The organism is Pseudolabrys sp. (genome assembly GCF_035943735.1).
Classification (GTDB): Bacteria; Pseudomonadota; Alphaproteobacteria; order Rhizobiales; family Xanthobacteraceae; genus Pseudolabrys.
In genome coordinates this window covers 19,914-39,730 of sequence record NZ_DASZBV010000024.1, presented here as the reverse complement: position 1 = coordinate 39,730, position 19,817 = coordinate 19,914, and the positions used below count along the sequence as shown (strand labels likewise).

Annotated in this window: 23 protein-coding genes; 14 read left to right on the top strand and 9 right to left on the bottom strand. The window is 67.0% G+C overall.

Translation table 11 applies throughout. The annotated features are described in order from the left end of the window. Positions 1–462 precede the first annotated feature (462 nt). From VGV41_RS18545 to VGV41_RS18535, 3 genes are read left to right on the top strand one after another with little or no spacing between them, the layout of a single operon-like run. A complete protein-coding gene (locus VGV41_RS18545) occupies positions 463–927 on the top strand; it encodes a DUF3617 domain-containing protein (RefSeq protein WP_326865472.1) in 465 nt (154 codons plus the stop codon). Between the two features lie 4 nt (positions 928–931). Further along, complete coding sequence (locus tag VGV41_RS18540) at positions 932–1,624, top strand: SDR family NAD(P)-dependent oxidoreductase (protein ID WP_326865471.1); 693 nt, start codon at positions 932–934, stop codon at positions 1,622–1,624. Positions 1,625–1,646: 22 nt separating this feature from the next. Beyond that, positions 1,647–2,375: a transporter substrate-binding domain-containing protein gene (locus VGV41_RS18535; protein WP_326865469.1), complete on the top strand. Its 729-nt coding sequence runs from the start codon at positions 1,647–1,649 to the stop codon at positions 2,373–2,375. 1 nt (position 2,376) lies between these two features. Here VGV41_RS18535 and VGV41_RS18530 read toward each other — a convergent pair whose 3' ends face one another. Then, on the bottom strand, positions 2,377–3,348 hold the full coding sequence (locus VGV41_RS18530; RefSeq protein WP_326865468.1) for an NADPH:quinone reductase: 972 nt from the start codon (positions 3,346–3,348) through the stop codon (positions 2,377–2,379). Between the two features lie 95 nt (positions 3,349–3,443). Between VGV41_RS18530 and VGV41_RS18525 the strand changes: the two genes are divergently transcribed. Next, positions 3,444–3,683 carry a hypothetical protein gene (locus VGV41_RS18525; RefSeq protein WP_326865467.1) on the top strand — a complete coding sequence of 80 codons (240 nt, stop codon included), beginning with the start codon at positions 3,444–3,446 and terminating at the stop codon, positions 3,681–3,683. 26 nt (positions 3,684–3,709) lie between these two features. On the opposite strand, the gene VGV41_RS18520 is transcribed toward VGV41_RS18525, so the two are convergent. After that, the gene (locus VGV41_RS18520) at positions 3,710–3,907 is read right to left on the bottom strand and encodes a hypothetical protein (protein ID WP_326865466.1); all 198 of its coding nucleotides are present in this window, start codon (positions 3,905–3,907) and stop codon (positions 3,710–3,712) included. Between the two features lie 190 nt (positions 3,908–4,097). Further along, the gene (locus VGV41_RS18515) at positions 4,098–4,379 is read right to left on the bottom strand and encodes a hypothetical protein (RefSeq protein ID WP_326865465.1); all 282 of its coding nucleotides are present in this window, start codon (positions 4,377–4,379) and stop codon (positions 4,098–4,100) included. 13 nt (positions 4,380–4,392) lie between these two features. Here VGV41_RS18515 and VGV41_RS18510 point away from each other — a divergent pair, with 13 nt between their 5' ends. The 5 genes from VGV41_RS18510 (at position 4,393) to VGV41_RS18490 (ending at position 8,940) form a co-directional block, all read left to right on the top strand. Then, the gene (locus VGV41_RS18510) at positions 4,393–4,614 is read left to right on the top strand and encodes a hypothetical protein (RefSeq protein WP_326865474.1); all 222 of its coding nucleotides are present in this window, start codon (positions 4,393–4,395) and stop codon (positions 4,612–4,614) included. Positions 4,615–4,701: 87 nt separating this feature from the next. Further along, on the top strand, positions 4,702–5,037 hold the full coding sequence (locus tag VGV41_RS18505) for a GYD domain-containing protein (protein ID WP_326865464.1): 336 nt from the start codon (positions 4,702–4,704) through the stop codon (positions 5,035–5,037). Positions 5,038–5,117: 80 nt separating this feature from the next. After that, positions 5,118–6,080 (top strand): tripartite tricarboxylate transporter substrate binding protein, encoded by a 963-nt coding sequence (locus VGV41_RS18500; protein ID WP_326865463.1) that lies wholly within the window; start codon positions 5,118–5,120, stop codon positions 6,078–6,080. Positions 6,081–6,082: 2 nt separating this feature from the next. Further along, complete coding sequence (locus VGV41_RS18495) at positions 6,083–6,961, top strand: hypothetical protein (protein WP_326865461.1); 879 nt, start codon at positions 6,083–6,085, stop codon at positions 6,959–6,961. A 29-nt stretch (positions 6,962–6,990) separates the two neighbouring features. Then, a complete protein-coding gene (locus VGV41_RS18490) occupies positions 6,991–8,940 on the top strand; it encodes an acetyl-CoA carboxylase biotin carboxylase subunit (protein WP_326865460.1) in 1,950 nt (649 codons plus the stop codon). A gap of 31 nt (positions 8,941–8,971) precedes the next feature. Here VGV41_RS18490 and VGV41_RS18485 read toward each other — a convergent pair whose 3' ends face one another. Then, positions 8,972–9,502, bottom strand: a complete 531-nt coding sequence (locus VGV41_RS18485) for a hypothetical protein (RefSeq protein ID WP_326865459.1) — start codon at positions 9,500–9,502, stop codon at positions 8,972–8,974. An 89-nt stretch (positions 9,503–9,591) separates the two neighbouring features. Then, positions 9,592–9,870 (bottom strand): hypothetical protein, encoded by a 279-nt coding sequence (locus VGV41_RS18480; RefSeq protein ID WP_326865458.1) that lies wholly within the window; start codon positions 9,868–9,870, stop codon positions 9,592–9,594. A gap of 165 nt (positions 9,871–10,035) precedes the next feature. Here VGV41_RS18480 and VGV41_RS18475 point away from each other — a divergent pair, with 165 nt between their 5' ends. Next, a complete protein-coding gene (locus tag VGV41_RS18475; RefSeq protein ID WP_326865456.1) occupies positions 10,036–10,473 on the top strand; it encodes a DUF1489 family protein in 438 nt (145 codons plus the stop codon). Here VGV41_RS18475 and panC read toward each other — a convergent pair whose 3' ends face one another. Beyond that, positions 10,474–11,325 (bottom strand): pantoate--beta-alanine ligase, encoded by an 852-nt coding sequence (gene panC / locus VGV41_RS18470; protein ID WP_326865454.1) that lies wholly within the window; start codon positions 11,323–11,325, stop codon positions 10,474–10,476. A 141-nt stretch (positions 11,326–11,466) separates the two neighbouring features. On the opposite strand from panC, the gene VGV41_RS18465 reads away from it, so the two are divergent. From VGV41_RS18465 to VGV41_RS18455, 3 genes are all read left to right on the top strand, one after another. After that, entirely contained in the window at positions 11,467–12,387 is a 921-nt protein-coding gene (locus tag VGV41_RS18465; protein ID WP_326865452.1) for a division plane positioning ATPase MipZ, read from the top strand. A 122-nt stretch (positions 12,388–12,509) separates the two neighbouring features. After that, the gene (locus VGV41_RS18460) at positions 12,510–13,223 is read left to right on the top strand and encodes a VWA domain-containing protein (RefSeq protein WP_326865451.1); all 714 of its coding nucleotides are present in this window, start codon (positions 12,510–12,512) and stop codon (positions 13,221–13,223) included. Positions 13,224–13,226: 3 nt separating this feature from the next. Beyond that, on the top strand, positions 13,227–13,928 hold the full coding sequence (locus tag VGV41_RS18455) for a DnaJ domain-containing protein (protein WP_326865450.1): 702 nt from the start codon (positions 13,227–13,229) through the stop codon (positions 13,926–13,928). A 113-nt stretch (positions 13,929–14,041) separates the two neighbouring features. Here VGV41_RS18455 and VGV41_RS18450 read toward each other — a convergent pair whose 3' ends face one another. Then, positions 14,042–15,622 (bottom strand): SPOR domain-containing protein, encoded by a 1,581-nt coding sequence (locus VGV41_RS18450; protein ID WP_326865449.1) that lies wholly within the window; start codon positions 15,620–15,622, stop codon positions 14,042–14,044. A 290-nt stretch (positions 15,623–15,912) separates the two neighbouring features. Between VGV41_RS18450 and VGV41_RS18445 the strand changes: the two genes are divergently transcribed. After that, positions 15,913–16,242 carry a phasin family protein gene (locus VGV41_RS18445; RefSeq protein ID WP_326865447.1) on the top strand — a complete coding sequence of 110 codons (330 nt, stop codon included), beginning with the start codon at positions 15,913–15,915 and terminating at the stop codon, positions 16,240–16,242. A gap of 107 nt (positions 16,243–16,349) precedes the next feature. Here VGV41_RS18445 and VGV41_RS18440 read toward each other — a convergent pair whose 3' ends face one another. Both VGV41_RS18440 and VGV41_RS18435 read right to left on the bottom strand, forming a co-directional pair. Further along, entirely contained in the window at positions 16,350–17,999 is a 1,650-nt protein-coding gene (locus tag VGV41_RS18440; protein ID WP_326865446.1) for a TadE/TadG family type IV pilus assembly protein, read from the bottom strand. 268 nt (positions 18,000–18,267) lie between these two features. Continuing rightward, on the bottom strand, positions 18,268–19,647 hold the full coding sequence (locus VGV41_RS18435; protein ID WP_326865445.1) for a TadE/TadG family type IV pilus assembly protein: 1,380 nt from the start codon (positions 19,645–19,647) through the stop codon (positions 18,268–18,270). Positions 19,648–19,817: the final 170 nt, after the last annotated feature.

Sequence of the window (19,817 nt, the reverse complement as noted above, 5' to 3'; positions counted from 1 at the left end):
GTCCGCCGGCATTACGACCGGCTGCCCGCAGTTCTACGGAACGATGGGCTGCACGCGGCGGCGACGAAGGAGCGGCGGCCACCGCTCCGGATCGGGGGCTTGAACACGGGCCCCGTCGCTGCCCGGAAGCACGGCCTAAAGGGTTTTCAAGACGCCGCAATGTGGAGCGCCGGGAGGCGCCTCGCCCCGATCGCAAGGGACGGGGAGACGCCTTCGCACGGTGTCTCGGGCGGCTTTCGCCGGCCGCTCAGGAGCGCGATCGCAAGCGCTCCGCGTTTCCCGGCGCTCCGCTCCCCTGGTTCGGGGAGCGCGATGAGAAGGGGAATGACGGCTCACCCGGGGCCGAGCAAAGAATACGGGCGATGGCGCGCGCCTCCACGCGCGCATTTGGGCGGCACGCGGAAGTGACTTGGAACGGCGCGCGCGCCGCGACATCATGCGTCCGACAACAGGGGGCGACCGATGCCAACAGGACTTCGCATGATGCTGGGCGCCGCGGCGCTGACCGCGGCTTTTGCCGCCGCGCCGGCCTTGGCCGCCATCGAACTCGAGCCGGGCACCTGGCAGGACACCGAAACCGGCACCGAGAACGGCAAGCCGGCGAAGCCTGACGTGTCCACCGACTGCATGACGGCGGAGGAGGCGAAGGATCCGATGAAGGCGATCGCCAAGATGAAGGAGGGCGACAGCGCCGCCCAGTGCAAGACGCTCGATATCAAGCAGAACGGCAACGTCGTGTCGCTGAAAATGCAATGCGGCGACGCGAAGCAGGGCACGACGATGGAGATGTCCGGCACCTATACCTTCATCGACCGCCGCCACTACACCACCGCCATGAAAATGGCGATCTCGTTCGGCGGCCAAACGATGACCTCCGACAAACAGGTCGATTCCAAATGGATCGCCGCCGCATGCAAGAAAAAATAGAGCGATGACCTTCCGCTCCGCTCTCATCGTTGGCGCCGGCCACGGCCTCTCGGCCGCGCTGGCGCGCGCCTTCGCCAAAGAGGGCATGGCGGTGGCGCTCGCCGCGCGCGCCCCCGACAAGCTGGCGCGCCTGGCGCAGGACACCGGCGCGCGCACGTTCGAGTGCGACGCCACGCAGCGCTATGACGTCGACGCGGTGTTCGCCAAGCTCGACGAGGCCGGCGCCACGCCCGACGTCGTCGTGTACAACGCCAGCTATCGCACGCGCGGGCCGCTGATCGATCTCGATCCGGTCGAGGTCGAGAAGGCGATCGCCGTTTCCGCCTTCGGCGCGTTCCTCGTCGCGCAGGCAGCGGTGCGGCGCATGCTGCCGAACCGGCGCGGCGCGGTGTTCTTCACCGGCGCCTCGGCCGGCGTGAAGGGCTATGCGCAGTCGGCGCCGTTCGCCATGGGCAAGTTCGCGCTGCGCGGGCTGGCGCAATCGATGGCGCGCGAACTCTCGCCGCAGGGCATCCATGTCGCGCATGTCGTGGTCGATGGCGGCATCCGCTCGGCGCGAAGGCAGGAAGCGCCGGACAAACCGGACTCGCTGCTCGATCCCGACGCCATCGCCCAGAGCTACCTGCATCTGCTGCATCAGCCGCGCAATGCGTGGAGCTGGGAGCTCGAGCTGCGGCCCTGGGTGGAGAATTTCTAGTGTCGGTGCTAGCAGTCGGCGCATGACACAGACCGACGACCTCAAAGAGCTTGCTCCGACCGGCCGCCTGCGCGGCGGCTTGGTCATCGCGCCGGCCAAGACCGGCTTCTTCGCCATCAAGGACGGGCAGGGTGCGCCGCACGGCGTCACCGTCGACCTGCTGCGCTTTCTCAGCGGCGAGACCAAGCTGCCGCTCGACATGCAGCTCTACGACAATTCCGGCCAGGTCACCGACGCGGTGGCTTCAGGGGCTTGCGACGTCGCCTTCATGCCGCAGGACGCGGCGCGCGCCGCGCGCGTCGCCTTCGGTCCGCGCTATCTGATGATCGAGAGCACCTATCTGGTGCCGGCCGGCTCGGCGATCCAGTCGATCGAGGAGGTGAACCGCGCCGGCGTGCGCGTGATCGCCATCGCCAACACCACGACCATGCGCAGCGCGCGGCGCAGTTCGCCGAACGCGTCGGTGCGCGAGGTGCCGAGCGTCGACGCGATGATGCGGCTTGCGCGGACCGGGGAGGGCGACGCCTTCGCGCTGTCGAAGGATTCCTTCGCCTCGCTGCTGCCGGACCTGCGCGGCGCGCGCGTGCTGGCGGGGAATTTCCAGGAGACCGGCATCGCCGTCGCCGTGCCGCCGGGGCGGCCGCGCGCGCTGGCGCTCGTCACCGCGCTGATCGACGAGGCGAAACGCAACGGCACGGTCCGCCGCGCCCTCGACGCCGCCGGCTACAGAGACGAGCCGGTGGCGCCGTGAGCTACATCGTCACCACCACGTTCCCCAGCGAGCCCTTCTCCACCGCCTCGTGCGCGGCGGCGATGTCGGCGAGCGGAAAAGTCGGCTGCGCCACACGGTTCTTCAGCGTGCCGGCCTTGAGGCCGTCATTGATCGCCGCGACGGCGGCGGCGCGGTCGGCCTCGGTCAGCTCGTAGACCAAAAAGAACTGGATGCGGATGCCGTTGGTCAGGCACCAGCCGGCCGGCAGTGTCGCCTCCGGCGTGGTGCCGTAGACGATGACGCTGCCCTTCGGCCGCAGCACCGACGGGATCAGCTTCGCATTGGCGGCGAGATCCATCTCGATGATGGCGTCGACGCCGTCGGGGGCGACCGCCTTCACTTTGGCGGCGACGTCCTCGCGTTTGTAGTCGATCGTGTGGTCGGCGCCGGCCTCGCGCGCCGCCGCCGCCTTCTCCGGCGAGGAGACGGTGGTCAGCACGGTGGCGCCGCGCTGCTTGGCGAACTGGATGACGTATTGGCCGACCGCGCCGGCGCCGCCGGAGACCAGCACCCGGCCGCCGCGTGGGAGATTGGCCAGCGCCACGGCGTGATAGGCGGTCATCGCCGGAATGCCGAGGCATGCGCCTTCCGCAAAGCTCGTGCGATCCGGCAAGGGCACGGCCTGCGCCGCGGGCAGGGTGATGTACTCGGCGGCGGTGCCAAAGGCCCGCTTCCACTGCCCGTTCCACACCCAGACGCGCTCGCCGATGCGCGAAGCGGGCACGCCGGCCCCAACCTCGTCGATGACGCCGGCGCCATCGCTCTGCGGCACCAGCCGCGGCCATGCAATCTTGCGGGTCAGGCCCTGCCGCGACTTCACGTCGGACGGGTTCACGCCCGACGTGGCCAACTTCACGCGCACTTCGCCCGCACCGGCGCGTGGCGTCTCCGTCTCGCCGACGCGCAGCACCTCGCGCGCCGCGCCGTTCTTTTCGTACCAGGCTGCCCGCATCTTTCCCTCCCGCCGGAACCGCGCTCGCCGCGGGCGCGTTTTCCCTGACCAAACATCGCACATCCGGAGCGAGAGGCCATCAGGGAGGTGAACTCATGAGCTACCGTGTCTATAGCGGGCCGAAAGGCTCGGACGACATCAGCCCGATGAACAAGTCGCAAACCTTGTTCAAGCAGTTCGACGTGCTCGACGAGGCCCTGTCATGGGCGCGCCATGTCGGCCAGACCGGCCGCGTCGCGCTGCTGCTCGAGGGCGATGACGGCACGCGCATGGACCGCCGCGAGATCGGCAACGCGCTCGGCGTCGGCCAACGCGAGCAGGTCGGCGGTCATTGAGCGCGATTTGAACCGAATTGTTCGGGTCAGCGGCCGGCGAGCCGCGTCCATTCATAGCGGGCGCGGGTCGTCAGACCGTTCCATTTCACCGCCGCGACGTCCCAATTGACCAGCGGCCGCGGCGCCGCAGCGGTCGTCGTCGGCCGCTCCTGCGCTGAATCGTAGACATAGGCGCCGCCGATCGTCAGCAGGACGCCCAGGATCACACCGAGCAGAAGCCGCATGGGTCCCTCCATAGTCCGCGGTTCAGAACGCCGGCCGCGTCGGGCCGGTTCCGTCTGTGGCCGGCGGGAAACGGAGCCGGCTGGCGGGGAGGGGCCAGCCTGGGGAAAAATAGGATTGGGTGACGCGTTAAGTATCTGATGCGGCATGCGTTTTCGTGTAAAAAAGTTCGCACTCAAATGAAAATTGCTGTTATATTACCTGCATGAGCAGAGCATCCACGAAGACCACCGGCCGGTCGTCCAAGTCCACGGCCGGGGCAAGAAAGAAGTCAACAAAATCAGCGCGTAAGGCGGTGAAGAAGGCGTCCGCGAGTGCGAGCCGCCGCAGCGCCGGCAAGACGACGCGTCCGCGTACCGCTGCGGTGACGCGCAAGAGCACGTCGGCCAAACCGTCGGTCGCAAAGCCGACGCCGAAGACGGTGGTCAGCGCGTCCGTGATGATGGTTGCCGCGGAAGCGATGATGATCCGCACGGCATCGCCGCCGGTGCAGCCGGCCGCGCCCGATGTTCCGGTCTATCCACACAAGTACCGGGTCGGCGAGGTTGTCTACTACACCTCTCCGAGCTTCGGCCGCGCCGCCGCGACCGGCAGCTACACCGTGGTCAAGCTGCTGCCGTCCGACGGCGACGACTACCAGTACCGGATCAAGAGTTCCGGCGAAGCGTTCGAGCGTGTGGCCAAGGAAAGCCAGCTCGACCGCGCCTGAACGTCGCATCTCCCGGGATAGGCGTGTCCTCGCTATGCTCGGGGCGCGCGAGCGGCTAAATACTCGGCCGCGATGGGGAGATTCGGGATGCCGACCTACATCACGCAGGGCCGTTACACGCGCGACGCCATCAAGGGCATGATCGTCAAGCCTGAGGATCGCGCCGACGCCGTCGCGCGGCTCTTGTCCAAGGTCGGCGGGCGTCTGATCTCCTACTACCTCACCTTCGGCGAATACGACTTCCTCGCCATCGCCGAGGCGCCGAACGACGTGCAGATGGCGGCCGCGCTTTTGGCCGCCGGTTCCGGCGGCGGCGTCACCGACCTACGCACCACCGTCGCGCTCACCTCGATCGAGGCGAAAGGCGCCTTCGCCGCGGCGAGCGACCTCGCGCCGAGCTTCAGATCGGCCGGAGGTGCCTGACCGTGCTCTCCGCCACGGAATAAAGCGCGGCGAACCGGCGTTCTTTGGGTCTCAACAAAAATCTATGGAGGATTCGACCGATGCGTACTTTCTTGCGTGCTCTGGCCTTGCTCACGCCGGTGCTGCTGGCCCTTCCGGCTTCGGCCGCCGACTATCCCAACCGCACCGTGAAGCTGATCGTGCCGTTCGGCGCCGGCGGCCCGGCCGACGTCTATGCCCGGTTTCTCGCCAAGTACATGAGCGATGAGACCAAGCAGTCCTTCGTGGTCGAGGACCGGCCCGGCGCCGGTTCGGTGATCGGCACCGACGCGGTCGCGAAATCGACACCGGACGGGTACACGCTGCTGGTGATGTCGAACACGCATACCGTCAACGAGACGCTGCTGCCGAAGAAGCCGTTCCAACTGATGCGTGACTTCGTGCCCGTGGCCAGCATCAACTCGTCCGACCTCTTGATGGTCGTGAACCCGTCGGTGCCGGCCAAGTCGGTCAAGGAGTTCGTCGATCTCGCCAAGAAGGAGCCGGGCAAGCTCAATTACGCCTCGTCCGGTCCGGGCACGCCGTACCACATGGCCGGCGAGCTGTTTAAGGCGCTCAGCCACACCGACATCGTGCACGTGCCGCACAAGGCCTCGGGCGACGCGCGCAACAGCGTGATCTCCGGCACCGTGCAGATGATGTTCGACGCCGTCACCACCATGTCGGCGCTGGCCAAGGGCGGCCAGGTGCGGGCGCTCGCCACCACCGGTGCAAAGCGCAATCCGCTGACGCCGGATCTGCCGACCGTCGCCGAGACCGTGCCCGGATACGAAGCCACGATTTGGCTCGGCGTCATGGCGCCGAAGGGCACGCCGAAGGATGTGGTCGACTACCTCAACAAGCACATCAACACCGTGATCGCGAACCCGGAGGTCAAGGCGGCCTGGCTGAAGCAGGGTGCCGTCCCGATGTCGATGACGCCGGACGAGTTCGGCGCCTTCCTGAACAAGGACATTGCGAAGTGGGCCAACGTGATCAAGACCGCCCACATTTCGGTGCAGTAGGCATGCTCAGGCGGCTGCTCATTCCGGTAGCCGCTTTGGTGTTGGCCGCGCTCGCGGTCATCGCCGTCCTGCAGGAGATGGTGGCCAACGACCAGGCCGCCGAGCGGCGCGCGCTGCTGGCCCGCAATGCGGAGCTGGCGCGCGCCGCGCTCGCACCCGGCTCGGTGCTTGCCTGTCTCGACGGCGGCGCCGGCGAAAAGGTCGGCGATGCCTGCGAGCAGGACGTGTTCGCCAGCCCGCAGGCGGTCGCGGCTGCGGTCGCGCTCGAATCTGCGCGGCTGGCGCTGCTGCATGCCGCCTTCACCCTCTCGAAGCACGGCGACGCGCAGGTGATGCCGGCGCTCACCGACCTGCGCCGCGCCGCCGAGCTCGACCGCTACGGCATTGCCGCGCATGTGCTGGCCACGCGCGATGGCTGCACGGCGCTGAAATGCGACGCGCTCGCCATGTTTCACGACACCACCGCGTTGAAGGCCAACCTGAAGGCGCAGGCTTTCGAGGCCTATGTCGCGCGCTACGCGCCGCATTGGGGCAAGCAGGCCCAACCGACGCCGCCGATCGCCGCGGCGCCGCAGGCCGCGCCGCCTGCGGCCGTGGCCGCCGTCACGCCGGCCGAGCGGCCACACGACACGCAGGGTACCGCACGGCCGGTCGAGAGCCGATGGACCTTCCCCTCGGCCGCATCCATCCCGCCGGTCAGCATCATGACGGCGGAGCCGAAGCTGCCGAAGGACGCCGAGCTGCCGCAGCCGAAGGTCGATCCCGAGCTCGCGAGGTCGCTTGGCGTCACCGCGGAGCCGGCGAGGAAGGAGGAGGAGGCGCCACGCCTGCCGCCGGAACGTCCAAAGAGCGAGGCAGCGCCGGCCGCCGCGCCGCGCTAGCATCGCGGCGACCCGAGCCAGGCCCGCCGATGTTCTCCTCCGTCCTCATTGCCAATCGCGGCGAAATCGCAGTCCGCGTCATCCGCACCGCGCGCCGTCTCGGCCTGCGCACGATCGCCGTCTATTCCGACGCTGACGCGCGCGCGCTGCACGTGCGCATGGCCGACGAGGCGCATGCGATCGGGGCTTCGCCGGCGGCGCAGAGCTATCTGTCGATCGAGACGATCGTCGCCGTGGCCAAGGCGACGGGCGCCGAGTGCATCCACCCCGGCTACGGTTTCCTGTCGGAGAACGCCGCCTTCGCCGAAGCCTGCCGCGACGCCGGCATCGTCTTCGTCGGCCCGCCGCCGGCGGCGATCCGCGCCATGGGGTTGAAAGACCGCGCCAAGGCGCTGATGGAGAAGGCCGGCGTGCCGGTGGTGCCCGGCTATCACGGCGACAAGCAGGATGCGGCCTTCCTCAAGCGCAAGGCCTACGAGATCGGCTATCCGGTGCTGATCAAGGCGGTCGCCGGCGGCGGCGGCAAGGGCATGCGCAAGGTCGAGCGCCATGCCGAATTCGACGCCGCGCTCGAAGCGGCGCAGCGCGAGGCGTCAGGCGCCTTCGGCGACGCGCAGGTGCTGATCGAGAAATACGTCACCGCGCCGCGCCACATCGAGCTGCAGGTCTTCGCCGATGCGCACGGCAACGCCATCCATCTCAATGAGCGCGACTGCTCGCTGCAGCGGCGGCACCAGAAGGTGATCGAGGAGGCGCCGGCGCCGGGGATGAGCGCGGACCTGCGCGCGAAGATGGGCGCCGCCGCCGTCGCCGCCGCCAAAGCGGTCGGTTATGTCGGCGCCGGCACGGTGGAATTCATCGCCGACGGCGCCGGCGGCCTCAAGGACGACGGCTTCTGGTTCATGGAGATGAACACGCGTCTTCAAGTTGAACATCCGGTGACGGAAGCGGTCACCGGGCTCGATCTGGTCGAGTGGCAGTTCCGCATCGCGGCCGGCGAAAAGCTGCCGCTGAAGCAGGACCAGGTGCGGCTCGACGGTCACGCGGTCGAGGCGCGCCTTTATGCCGAGGATCCCGAGCGCGGCTTCCTGCCGTCGACCGGCAGGCTGGTGGCGCTGAGCTTCCCGCAATGCGAGGGGCTGCGCATCGACAGCGGCGTGGAAGCGGGCGACACGGTGACGCCATTCTACGATCCGATGATTGCCAAGGTGATCGCGCACGGCGCCACACGCGACGCCGCGCTCGACATTCTCGCCGAGGCGCTCGAGCAGACGGTGGTCGCCGGACCGCGCAGCAATGCCGGCTTTCTCGCCGCGCTCGCCCGCGCCGATGGCTTCCGGCAAAGCGACTTCGACACCGGCTTCATCGAGCGCAACATGGATGCGCTCGGCGCTGTGCCGCAGGGCCTCGACCGCGCCGCGGCGGCGGCCGGTGCGCGCGCTTTGGTCGCGCACGAGCAAATGCGCAATGCCGGCGACGGCGGATCGCCCTGGGATGTGGCCGACGGCTTCCAGCTTTCCGGCGCGCGGCGGCTGGCGCTGCCGGTGATCGCCGACGGCGAAGCGGTGGTGGCGGAGGTCGACTACGGTGCGGACGGCGTGCAGGTCAGTGTCGAAGGGGAGGCGCCGGCCAGCGACGCCGCCGTGATCGCCGCGCCCGAGGCCATCTACGTCCTCCGCAACGGCCGCCAGACAAAAGTCACCTTGCGCGACCTCGCGCTCGATCAGGCGGGCGATGCCGGCTCAGGCGGCGTGGTGCGCGCGCCGATGCATGGCAAGGTGCTGGCGATCCTGGTCGAGCCGGGCGCGCAGGTCGCGCGCGGCCAGCGCGTCGCCATCATCGAGGCGATGAAGATGGAGCACACGCTCACCGCGCCGATCGACGGCACGGTGGGCGAGATCGCGGTGGCCAAGGACGCGCAGGTCGCCGAAGGCGCCCGCATCCTCGTCGTCGCGCCGGCGGACGCCGGTCAGGCATAACGGCGTTTATGACAGTCGCAATGTTCCGCGTCTATCTCTTCGGCCGCCGGCCGAGCGCGCGTTCAAGATGCTCGGCGCTGGCGAACAGCACGACCGCGACATAGAAGAGCACGAGCCCAAGCCCGAAGTAGGCCACGACTTCGTGCATTTCGTCGACGGCCGCCACCCTCCAGAGCGAGTGCGTCAGGACGATCAGAATGAGCGTGACCAGCGCGAGCGCGGCCAGTAGCACCAGCACGCCCATCGCGGCGAATGCGGCCGGGCTTTTGCGTGGTGGCGCGAGCGCCGTACGAAGGATGGCGTTCAGCGTCTGCGCGCTGAAGATCGAGCCATGGAAGCGGGCCTGCGGCGGCCGCACCAGCTCCCAATAGATCGTCGTGATCACGACGGCGGCGAGACCGTAGCCGATCAGGACGTGGGTGTGCTGGAACTCCTCGCCGGTGACATAGGCCAGCACGAGCAAGACGCCCAGGCAGACGGCCGCCACGCGGAAGAGCACGTCCCAGACGTTGGCTCCGGCTTCAGCGGGCCTGCCGAAGTCCGGCCTTTCGATTTTTCCCACGGCAATTCAAGCCTCGATGCACGCGTTTCCTCCCTACGCGTGCCGTCGGGGCGCACCATTGACGTGGATCAAAGGCTGGTAGCGCGCCGCTAGTGCTTCTTTTTCTTCGCAGGCGTCGCCGGTTCCTGGTCCTTGTTGATGGCGAAGTAGATCGGCAGCGACCAACTCGGCAGGACGAGCGGCAGCGCTTGCGGCACGAGGCTGAGGTTCTTCTTGTTGTAGGCCATCGCCTCGTCGAAGGTCATCTTCTGCGGGTCGGTCTGGACTTGCGGCGCCGGCTTGGGCGCTTTCTTCTTCGCCTTCGCCATGGCGGCGGTGGGCGCGGTTGCGACAACGGCGAGCGCGAGCAGCAGAGCAAGCTTCTTCATGGGTCCCCCCTTTGGCGCCATCCTGGCGCCGCGCCGGTACGGTAGCAGGAGAGGCGCGCCGCGTCAGCCGGGGCATAGCGGGCAGAAGCGGCGTTTGAGACTTTCCCGCCGGCCGCCGGCCCGCTATGGCAGGGGATCGTCCGTGTGCTGCTGGATCGCTCAGGAATGCCGCTCCATCTCGTCAAGCTCTGCGTCGGCTGCGACTCCGTCGCCGACCTCGAGGACTGGATCAAGTTGAAGTTGAAGGAGAAGAAGAGGCGCGGCCAGAAGCCGGAGCGCATCCACACGACGCGCATGCTGCCCAAGCGCGCCGAGGAGCTCACCGACGGCGGCTCGCTGTTCTGGGTGATCAAGGGTCAGATCACCTGCCGCGAGAAGATCCTCGATATCCGTTCGGTGACCGGCAAGGACGGCATTCGCCGCTGCCAGGTCGTGCTCGACGGCAAGGTGACGCTGGTCGAGCCGCGCCCGCGCTCGGCCTTCCAGGGCTGGCGCTATCTCGAGGACAAGGAGGCGCCGCGCGATCTCGCCCGCGCCGCGCCCGGCGCGTCGAAGATGCCGGAAGCGATGCGGCGGGAATTGCGGGAACTGGGGCTGCTCTGATTACACCGCCAGATTGTCGATCAGCCTTGTCTTGCCAAGCTTGGCTGCGACCAGGAGCCGGATCGGCCCGTCCTTGAGCGAGGCGACCGGCGCCAGGGTGAGGGCATGGCGGGCTTCGAGGTAGTCGACGGCGAAGCCGGCTTGGGTGAGTTCGGTCACGCCTTCTTCGAGCACCATCTCGACCGGCTCGCGCCGGTTGATGCGCCCGGCGCAGGCGTTGAGCACGCGCGCCAGCATCGGCGCGCGGCTCCGCTCCTCCGCCGATAGGTAGGCGTTGCGCGAGGACAGCGCGAGGCCGTCGCGCTCGCGCACGGTCGGGATGCCCACCACCTTCAGTGGAAGATCAAGATCGGACGCCATCTGCGTGACGACGCGAAGCTGCTGATAGTCCTTCTGCCCGAACAGCGCGACGTCGGGCGTCACCTGCAGGAACAGTTTGGCGACGACGGTGGCGACGCCGCCGAAAAAGTGCGGGCGGAACTTGTCCTCGAGCCCCGCCTTGGCGGCGCCCGCCGGCTCGATCTTCAGGGCGAAGCCGTCCGGATACATGACCTGCGCGGTCGGCGCCCAGACGAGGTCGGCCTTGGCTTCGGTTAACGCGGCGACGTCGGTGTCGAACGTGCGCGGATAGCTGCCGAAGTCCTCGTGCGGGGCGAATTGCGCCGGATTAACGAAGATCGACACCACGACCCGGTCGGCCCGGCGCTGCGCTTCCTTGACCAAGGTCAGGTGGCCCCGATGCAGCGCGCCCATGGTCGGCACCAGCGCCACGGTCTCGCGCTTCTTGCGGAAGGCGGCCACGGCGGTGCGCAGCGAGCGCAGGTTGCGGGCAATCGTCAGGCGGGTCGGCATGGCAGGGTCTGTTTACGAAAGGCGGGCGCGGCAAGCCCTAGCAAGCAATGCCGCGCGCGGCCACCGGTTAATGGTTAAGTGTCACCAAACTTGACTACATGACGATTATAATTTGAAGATAAGCCGATCAAAGGACGTCGCATGCTGGTCCAGCCGATCCGTCAAACGCCGCAATCCGCTCATGTCGTGGTGCTCGGCAACGAGAAGGGCGGCTCGGGCAAGTCGACGACCGCGCTTCACATCGCCGTCGCATTGCTGAAGGCCGGCCAGCGCGTCGCTACGATCGACCTCGATTCGCGGCAGAAGAGCTTCACCCATTATATCGAAAACCGCCGCGACTGGGCGGCGCGCGCCGGCATCAAGCTGGAGCTGCCGACGCATTACTGCATCGAGCGCGCCGAAGGCACCTCGGTCGAGGCCAACGAGGCGCAGGAACTCGCGTCCTTCTCGCGCGCGATCGGCGTCATCGAGCACAACCACGACGTCGTCGTCATCGACACGCCCGGCCACGACTCCTACCTGATGCGGCTGGCGCATTCGATGGCCGACACCCTGGTCACGCCGCTCAACGACAGTTTCGTCGACTTCGACGTGCTCGCCACGCTCGACCCGACCAACTTCAGCGTCACCGGCGAAAGTCATTACGCGCGCATGGTGCGCGAGGCGCGCCGCCAGCGCCGCCTGGTCGACGGCCGCCTGACCGACTGGATCGTCGTGCGCAACCGTCTGTCGCAGCTCGGCTCGCGCAACAAGAAGCTGGTCGGCGAGGGCATCAACGAGCTGTCGCGCCGCATGGGCTTCCGCTGCATCGACGGCTTCGCCGAGCGCGTCGTCTACCGCGAGTTCTTCCCGCGCGGGCTGACCGCGCTCGACGATCTCGACGAGACCACGCTCGGCACGCGGCCCAACATGTCGCACGTCACCGCCCGCGAGGAGGTGATCGCGCTCCTCAACGCGCTGCACCTGCCGCTGTCCGAGAACGGCCGCCGCCGCGCCGCCGCCCGCGCCGAATGGCACTCGGTCATGGACCAGCCGCTGCAGGTCCACGACATGCTGGCGTAAGGCCGCGTCTTCGTTCAGCCTATCCCGTCGTCCTGAAGCGTTCGGCGCAACTGCGCCGAGCCTCGGAGGCCGATGGATCGAGGATGTGCGGCCGACTCGCCTTTTGATGTACTCTGATAGGCATGTCGAAAGACCGCGAGCAGGCTCCCGCGCCGGCATCTCACCGTGCCGAGATCGACGCCTTCCTGGCGAAGGTGAAAGCGGTCGGCCCGGCGCAGGCCGCGCAAGGCCCGCGCGGGCGGCTGATCTTCGCGCTCGATGCAACGATGAGCCGGCAGCCGACCTGGGACGCCGCCTGCGCGCTGCAGGCCGACATGTTCCGCGAGGCGTCCTCGGTCGGCGGCCTCGACATCCAGCTCGTCTATTTCCGTGGCCTCAACGAATGCCGCGCCTCCGGCTGGGTCGAGGGCAGCGGCAAGCTCGCCGCTCTGATGTCGCGCATCGAGTGCCGCGGCGGCCACACGCAGATCGGCAAGGTGCTGGCGCATGCGCGGCAGGAGCACGCGCGGCGGCGCGTGCAGGCGCTCGTCTTCGTCGGCGACGCGATGGAGGAGCCGCTCGACGCGCTCTGCGCCACCGCCGGCGAACTCGGCCTGCTCGGCGTGCCGGCCTTCATGTTCCAGGAAGGCCACGATGCGGTCGCAGAGAACGCCTATCGGGAGATCGCGCGGCTCTCGCACGGCGCCTGGTGCCGGTTCGATTCAGGCTCCGCGCATGAGCTCGGCGAGTTGCTGCGGGCGGTCGCCGCCTATGCCGCCGGCGGCCGTCGGGCGCTGATGGCGTTGTCGGCGAAGGCGTCGCCCGGCGCGCAGGCTCTGTTGGCGCAGTTGAAGTAGGTCATGCCCGTTCTCATTCTCGGCGTCCTGGCGCTGGTGCTTGCCCTGTGGGCGCTCAACGTCATCTCAAAGGTCGACCCCAAGGTCGGCGCGCGGTCGCTCAAGCTGGGCGGCGGCCTGCTGGCGCTCGGCTTTGCCGTGTTCCTCGGCCTGCGCGGCGAGCTCGGCGTCGCCATTCCGCTCGGCGCTTTCGGGCTGGGTCTGCTCGGCTGGCTGCCCTTCGGCGCGGCCGGCTTCTCCAGGCGCACACAGAAGAGCGGCGGGCAGGCCTCACGCGTGCGCTCCGCGATGCTCGAAATGGAATTGGACCACGATACGGGCAAGATGCGCGGCCGCTTCAGTGCCGGCCCGCATCAGGGGCGCGATCTGGACAGCTTCGACGTTGCCAGCCTGACGAAACTGCTGCCGGTGCTTGACGAGGAAAGCCGCGCGCTATTGCTGGCGTATCTTGACCGCCGCGATCCCGCCTGGAGTGAACACGCGCAGGGAGACCCGGCAGCGCGGCGCGCTGCGACGTTCGGCGGCAAAATGACCGAGGAGGAGGCCTATCAGATCCTTGGCCTGCAGCCGGGCGCTGCCGCCGAGGACGTCTCGCGCGCGCACCGGTCGCTGATGAAGAAACTGCATCCCGACCAGGGGGGCTCGACGTATCTCGCCGCCCGGGTCAACGAAGCCAAGGACGTTCTTACGCGCCGCCATCGCTGAAAGCACTCCGTACGCAACACTACGCCAGCGGCGGCTCCTGCGACGGCATCCCTGTCGTTATCGTGTCCCGCGATCATGATGCGCCGCGGGTGATTGGATCGCTTAAGCTTCTGTCAGTTCTTCAGCAGCATGCAGGGGATGTCGCTGTGCTTGAGATGCTTGCACGCGGCCTCCGCCTGGTCCTTCTCCAGCCCGGCGAAGCGGGCGCGGTAGAAGGTCTTCTTGCCGTGATCGACCTTTTCCGTGAACGGGTCGGCCTTGCCGAGCACGGACTTGATCTTGTCCTGCACGGTGTCGAGGCGCTGGCGGGCTTCCTTCTCGTCGTCGAAGGCGCCGACCTGGATCATCCAGCCGCTGTGCGTCTTGGCCGAGTTCTCGCTCGTCGCCGGCAGCGGCACGGTGGCGCTGGCGGAGGCGACCTTGGCCGGGCCGGCCACGGCCGGACGCGGCGCGAGATGCGGCGTCTCGGCCTTCACCGTCGGCACCTCGGTGACGCGCATTGCCCGCGCGGCGGCAGGCGTCGGCGCCAGGCGATGGGCGTCCGGGGCGGGCGGCGTCAGCGACGCGGTCTTGAACGTGCCGGCATGCACGGTGAGCGTATGCACCGGGACCGGCCTGATCGGCGCGGTCGAACCCGGCTGCGGCATATCGATCGAAGCGACCTCGTCGTGCGCGGCCTTGGCCTCTTCGACCGGTTCGCGCTTGATGGCCTCCAACGTCGATGCCGCCTTCGGCTCGGCCTTGGTTTCCGCCTTGGCGACCGGCGTGTTCTCCCAGCCTTCGCGCACCAGCGGCGCCGAGCGAGTCGCGGCGGTCTTGGCGAAGTTCTGATCGATCAGCGAGGCGACGCGGGCGTCACGCGCGCGCGCCGTGCGGCCGCCGAACATCACCGCGATGAGATAGCGGTTGCCGCGGTGCACCGAGGTGACGATGTTGAACCCGGACTCGCGGATATAGCCGGTCTTCAAACCGTCGACGCCGGCGACGTTGCCGAGCAGGTGATTGTGCCCGCGGATGGTATGGCCGCGGAAGGCGAAGGCCTTGGTCGAGAAGAAATGATAGTACTGCGGGAAGCGGTCGCGCAGCGCGCGGGCGATGATCGACTGGTCGCGCGCGGTGGTGATCTGCGCCTCGTCCGGCAGGCCCGAGGCGTTGTGATAGGCCGTGTGCATCATGCCGAGTTGACGCGCTTTCGCGGTCATCATGCGCGCGAAGCTCGGCTCGTCGCCGCCGATCGCCTCGCTGATCACCACGGCGACGTCGTTGGCCGACTTGGTGACGATGGCCTCGATGGCGTGCTCGACGCTGATGCTGTCGCCCGGCTTCAGTCCGAGCTTGGACGGCGCCTGCGCGGCGGCATGCGCGGACACCGGCAGCCGCGAGGCGAGCGTGAGCTTGCCTTGCTGCAGACGCTCGAACAGCAAATAGAGCGTCATCATCTTGGTGAGCGAGGCGGGATGCCGCAACGCGTCCGGATTGGTGGCCTCGAGAATCGCGCCGGTATTGGCGTCGACCACCATGGTCGAGACCGGCGGGTTGTAGCTGTAATGGCTGGCGGAGGCGGCGCGATGATGCGCGCGGTGGTGATGGCGGGCGCGGGCGTCGGCGGTGCCGGCAGTGGCGACGATCAGCGTGGCCAGTCCCACAGCGCCCCAGCGGATGCTGCAACGGACGGTAGCATCGCGACCCGACATTCGCGCTCCCCTCAACCCAATTGTCAGGCCGCCTAACAGACGCGCCATCGTGGCCATATTATAGCGTGCACTCACTTTTCCCGCGGTGACGCATTTTCTGACCGTAGGAGAGCAGGGTTACCAAGGGCTTAACGGTAACCAGCGGATTTTGCGGAACTTTTCGCGCCGCAACATGGTTCTTGACAAATTTGTGCAGCGCAATATATAAATACCGTTAGTCCCCGGGACGTTGCCGGGTGGAATTCACTCGTCATGGCTTCGCGAGAGGCGGGCCGGGAAAGGGCAAGACCATGGTCAAGAATTTCGAGGACCTCCAGCAGGTCGGCAAAGAGAACATGGACATGGCACTGAAGACGATGGGTGCGCTGTCCAAGAGCTCACAGGCCATCGCCGTCGAAGTGGCCGATTACTCCAAGAAGGCGTTCGAGGATTCGACCGCCGCCCTCGAGAAGCTGTTCGGCGTGAAGTCGCTGGACAAGGCCATCGAGGTGCAGACCGAATTCGCCAAGACCGCCTACGAAGGCTTCGTCTCCAAGGCGTCGAAGATCGGCGAGCTTTATGCCGATTTCGCCAAGGAGACCTACAAGCCGTTCGAGGCGATGCTGGCCAAGGGCAAGTAAAGCGCCGACCGACACGTCAGTTCAGTTGCGTTCGTAGCGTTTGCGTTTGGAAATAAAGAAGCCCGGCTCTTTCGAGCCGGGCTTTTTGTTTGGCGTCGTGCCTGCGGTTACTTGGCGACGCGCAGTTGCGTCAGGTTGGTGCCGATCTGCTGGAACGTCGTCACGATCTGGCTCGCCGAGGTGAGCAGGAAGAATTTGCTGGTGTCGCTGGCGCAGTTTTTCAGCAGCGTCGAGGTCGGGTCGCCGCCGGTATTGACCTGGATGGTGTAGATGGTGATCCCGGCCGCCTTGATGTTCGCGCAGGTGCCGTTGCCGCTGGGATCGACCATGCGATAGTCGACCGAAGTCGACGTGGCGGAGCCGTTGCCATACCAGCGATCCTGCGTGTTGAGGCCGTCGCTGAGCAGGATGATGATGTTGCTGTACTGGTAGTTGGAATCCGTCGGCGGCACCGTGAACGGCCCGCCGCCGGCGAGCGACAGCCAGCCCATCATCAGGCCGATCGGCTGGTTGGTGCTGCCGTTGGGCTGCATGTTGGTGACCAGCGACTTCATCGACGTCCAGTCGTAGCTCAGACCCGTCATGGTTTGCGGGCAGGCGCCGTATTGTTCGGCCGGGAACAGGGTCGTCACATCGGTGGTGTCCGGCGCGGCGACATCCTGGTCATGGCCGGCGGTCGTACCCGGTGCCGTGGTCGAGCCTCGGTCGGTGACGCAGCCGGTCCACTTGGTCGTGTCGACGAACCAGGTGTGCTTGTAGCCGTTGTTCGTGGTGATGGTGGCGGTGCAGACCTTGTTGGAGCCACTGCCGGCGCAGGAGCAGGTGCTGTAGCCGGAGCAGGAGGCGAACCAGCCGGTGCCGACGACCTTCGTAGTCGTCGAGGTTTGCGCGACGCTGTCGTAGCAGCCGATGCTGTTGCTCGGGCAGATCCAGCCCTTGTTGGTGCCGCTGGACGGGATGGACGACGTCGTCGAACTGCCGCCGGCCGCGGTGACGCAGGAGTAGCCGTTGGTCCAGGAATTGTAGGGGCAAGCCGAGCCCGGCCCGACGCTGGAGCTCGGCGTGGAGTCGTGCATCCCGACGGCGAGATTCGTGTAGTCCTTGCTGAAATCCAGCCAGGTCGCGCACTTGGCGCCGCACGCGCCGACGCTGACGTCCTTTACGAAGGGAACGATCGACACGTAGACGTCGCCGTTGACGCTCGCCGCCGACTTCAACTGGTCGAGCAGGCTGCTGGTCGCGCTCTTGAGCGCCGTCATCTTGCCGGCATCGGCCATCGAGCCGGTGTTGTCGAGCACCAGCGCCACGCGCAGACGGGTCGAGCCCCAGGCCGCCGTCGAGGTCTCGTTCAAGTTGATGAATTTCACGCCGAGGATGCCGACGAAGGAGGTCGGCACGGCCACGGCGCCGTTCACCGTTATTTGTGAGGGGGTGTCGGTCGAATAGACCGGGGTGATCGTGACGCTGCTGGCCTTGATGCCGACCGACGAGAAATTGGCGTTGAAATACTTGGTCGCATTGGTCTGCAGCTGATCGCTGGTGTCGGTCGTGGCTTCCTTCGACAGCATCAGTGCCGTCGAGTCGAGCGCGGTCTGCATCGCGGCTTTCACGGCATTGGCGCGGCTGTAGTCGATGGCCGCGCCGACGAAGCCTGCCAGCGGCAGCGTGGCGATGGCGAAAATGATGGCGACGTTGCCTGAGCGCGCGACACTGAAATCGCGCACGGCGCGGCGAAGGTTCGACCAGATTGGCAGCATGGGCCGGATTCCGGATTTAAGAGTGTTCCGGCATCGGCTATAGCTGCCGAAGTTGAAGCGAGACTTTTCCGAATTGCACGAAAAGTGCGGGCTGCGGTTAACCCTGCGCGGCCGCGCGCGCCGGGTGGTGGCGCTGGCTAAGCGCTTTGTCGGTTAATGAATATTGGGATCCGGCCCGCAGCGGCTGCCGCATTTCAAGCGGCAGCGTTAACGTCTGCTTGCTCCGACGAACCGTTTTTCGCATCGAAGGTCCGCGGGCGGGAATTCCTTATTTGGCGACGCGCAATTGCGTGAGGTTGGTGCCGATCGTGTTGAAGGTTGTGGTGATCTGGCTGGCCGACGTCAGCATCCAAAACTTGGTGGAGTCGCTGGCGCAGTTCTGCAGCAGGGTCGAGGTCGGATCGCCACCGGTGTTGACCTGGATGGTGTAGATGGTGATGCCGGCGGCCTTGATATTGGCGCAGGTGCCGGAGCTGTTGCCGGTCTGGTACATGCGGTTATCGACCGGCGTCTGCGCCTGGTACCAGCGGTCCGCGGTGTTCAGGCCGTCCGACAGCAGAATGATGATCTGCTTATAGGTGTAGTTCGAATTCATGGCCGGGGCGGAGAGGGGGCCACCGCCGACCAGCGACTGCCAGCCCCAGACCAGCCCGATCGGCTGGTTGGTATTGCCGTTCGGCGACATCGAATCGACCAGGCTGTTCATCGACGTCCAGTCGTAACTCAGGCCCATCATTGCGACGGGACACTGCCCGTACTGCTCGGCCGGGAACAAAGTCGACGCCTGGCCGGAGGGCAGGCTGGCGTCGGCCGGGTTCGCGGCGGTGACGGTCTGGTCGTAACTCTGGTCGCGGTCGGTGATGCAGCCGTTCCAGGTGCTGTGAGCGGCGGGCACCCAGGTCTGGTTGCTGCTGCAGCGGCTGCGGCCGCGCCGCGAACTGCCGCTGCAGGTCGTGGTGTTCTGCCAGCTTCCGTTCGCCGCCTCCCAGTCATCCCAGTCGATCCAGGTGCCGGTGTAGTTGGCCGAGCCGACATTGACGTCCTTCGAGAACGGAATGATCGACACGTAGACATCGCCGTTGGTGCCGGCGGCAGCCTTGAGCTGCGCCAGCAGGGTCTTGGTCGCGCTCTTGAGCGCCGTCATCTTGCCGGCGTCCGCCATCGATCCGGTGTTGTCGAGCACCAGTGCGACGCGCAGGCGGGTCGATCCCCACGCCGCGGTCGAGGACTCGTTCAAGGTGATGTATTTCACGCCCAGCATGCCCACGAAGGCGGTCGGCACGTTGACCGTGCCGTTCACCGTCACCTGTGAAGGAGAGTCGGTCGAATAGACCGGGGTGATCGTGACGCTGCTGGCCTTGATGCCGACCGACGAGAAATTGGCGTTGAAATACTTGGTCGCATTGGTCTGCAGTTGATCGCTGGTGTCGGTCGTGGCCTCCTTCGACAACATCAGCGCCGTCGAGTCCAGCGCGGTTTGCAGCGCGGCTTTCACGGCATTGGCGCGGCTGTAGTCGATGGCCGCGCCGGCGAAGCCGGCCAGCGGCAGCGTGGCGATGGCGAAGATGATGGCGATGTTGCCGCCTTCGGCGCGGGCGAAGCGCTGCGCGCCGAGGCGGAGCCGCGTGAGCAGTGAGCTGGAGACCATGACGCCTGCCAATTTGAATCTGTTTTGCGCGAGCAGGCGTAGAAAATTGCGGTAAAACGTCAGTAAAAGGCGTCGGATAAACAGGGCCGCACGCCGCGTTCGGCGGCCTGTATCTGGCATCGTTGTCAAGCAAAGATGAAGAATGACCGCGGTATGTCGTAAAACAAACA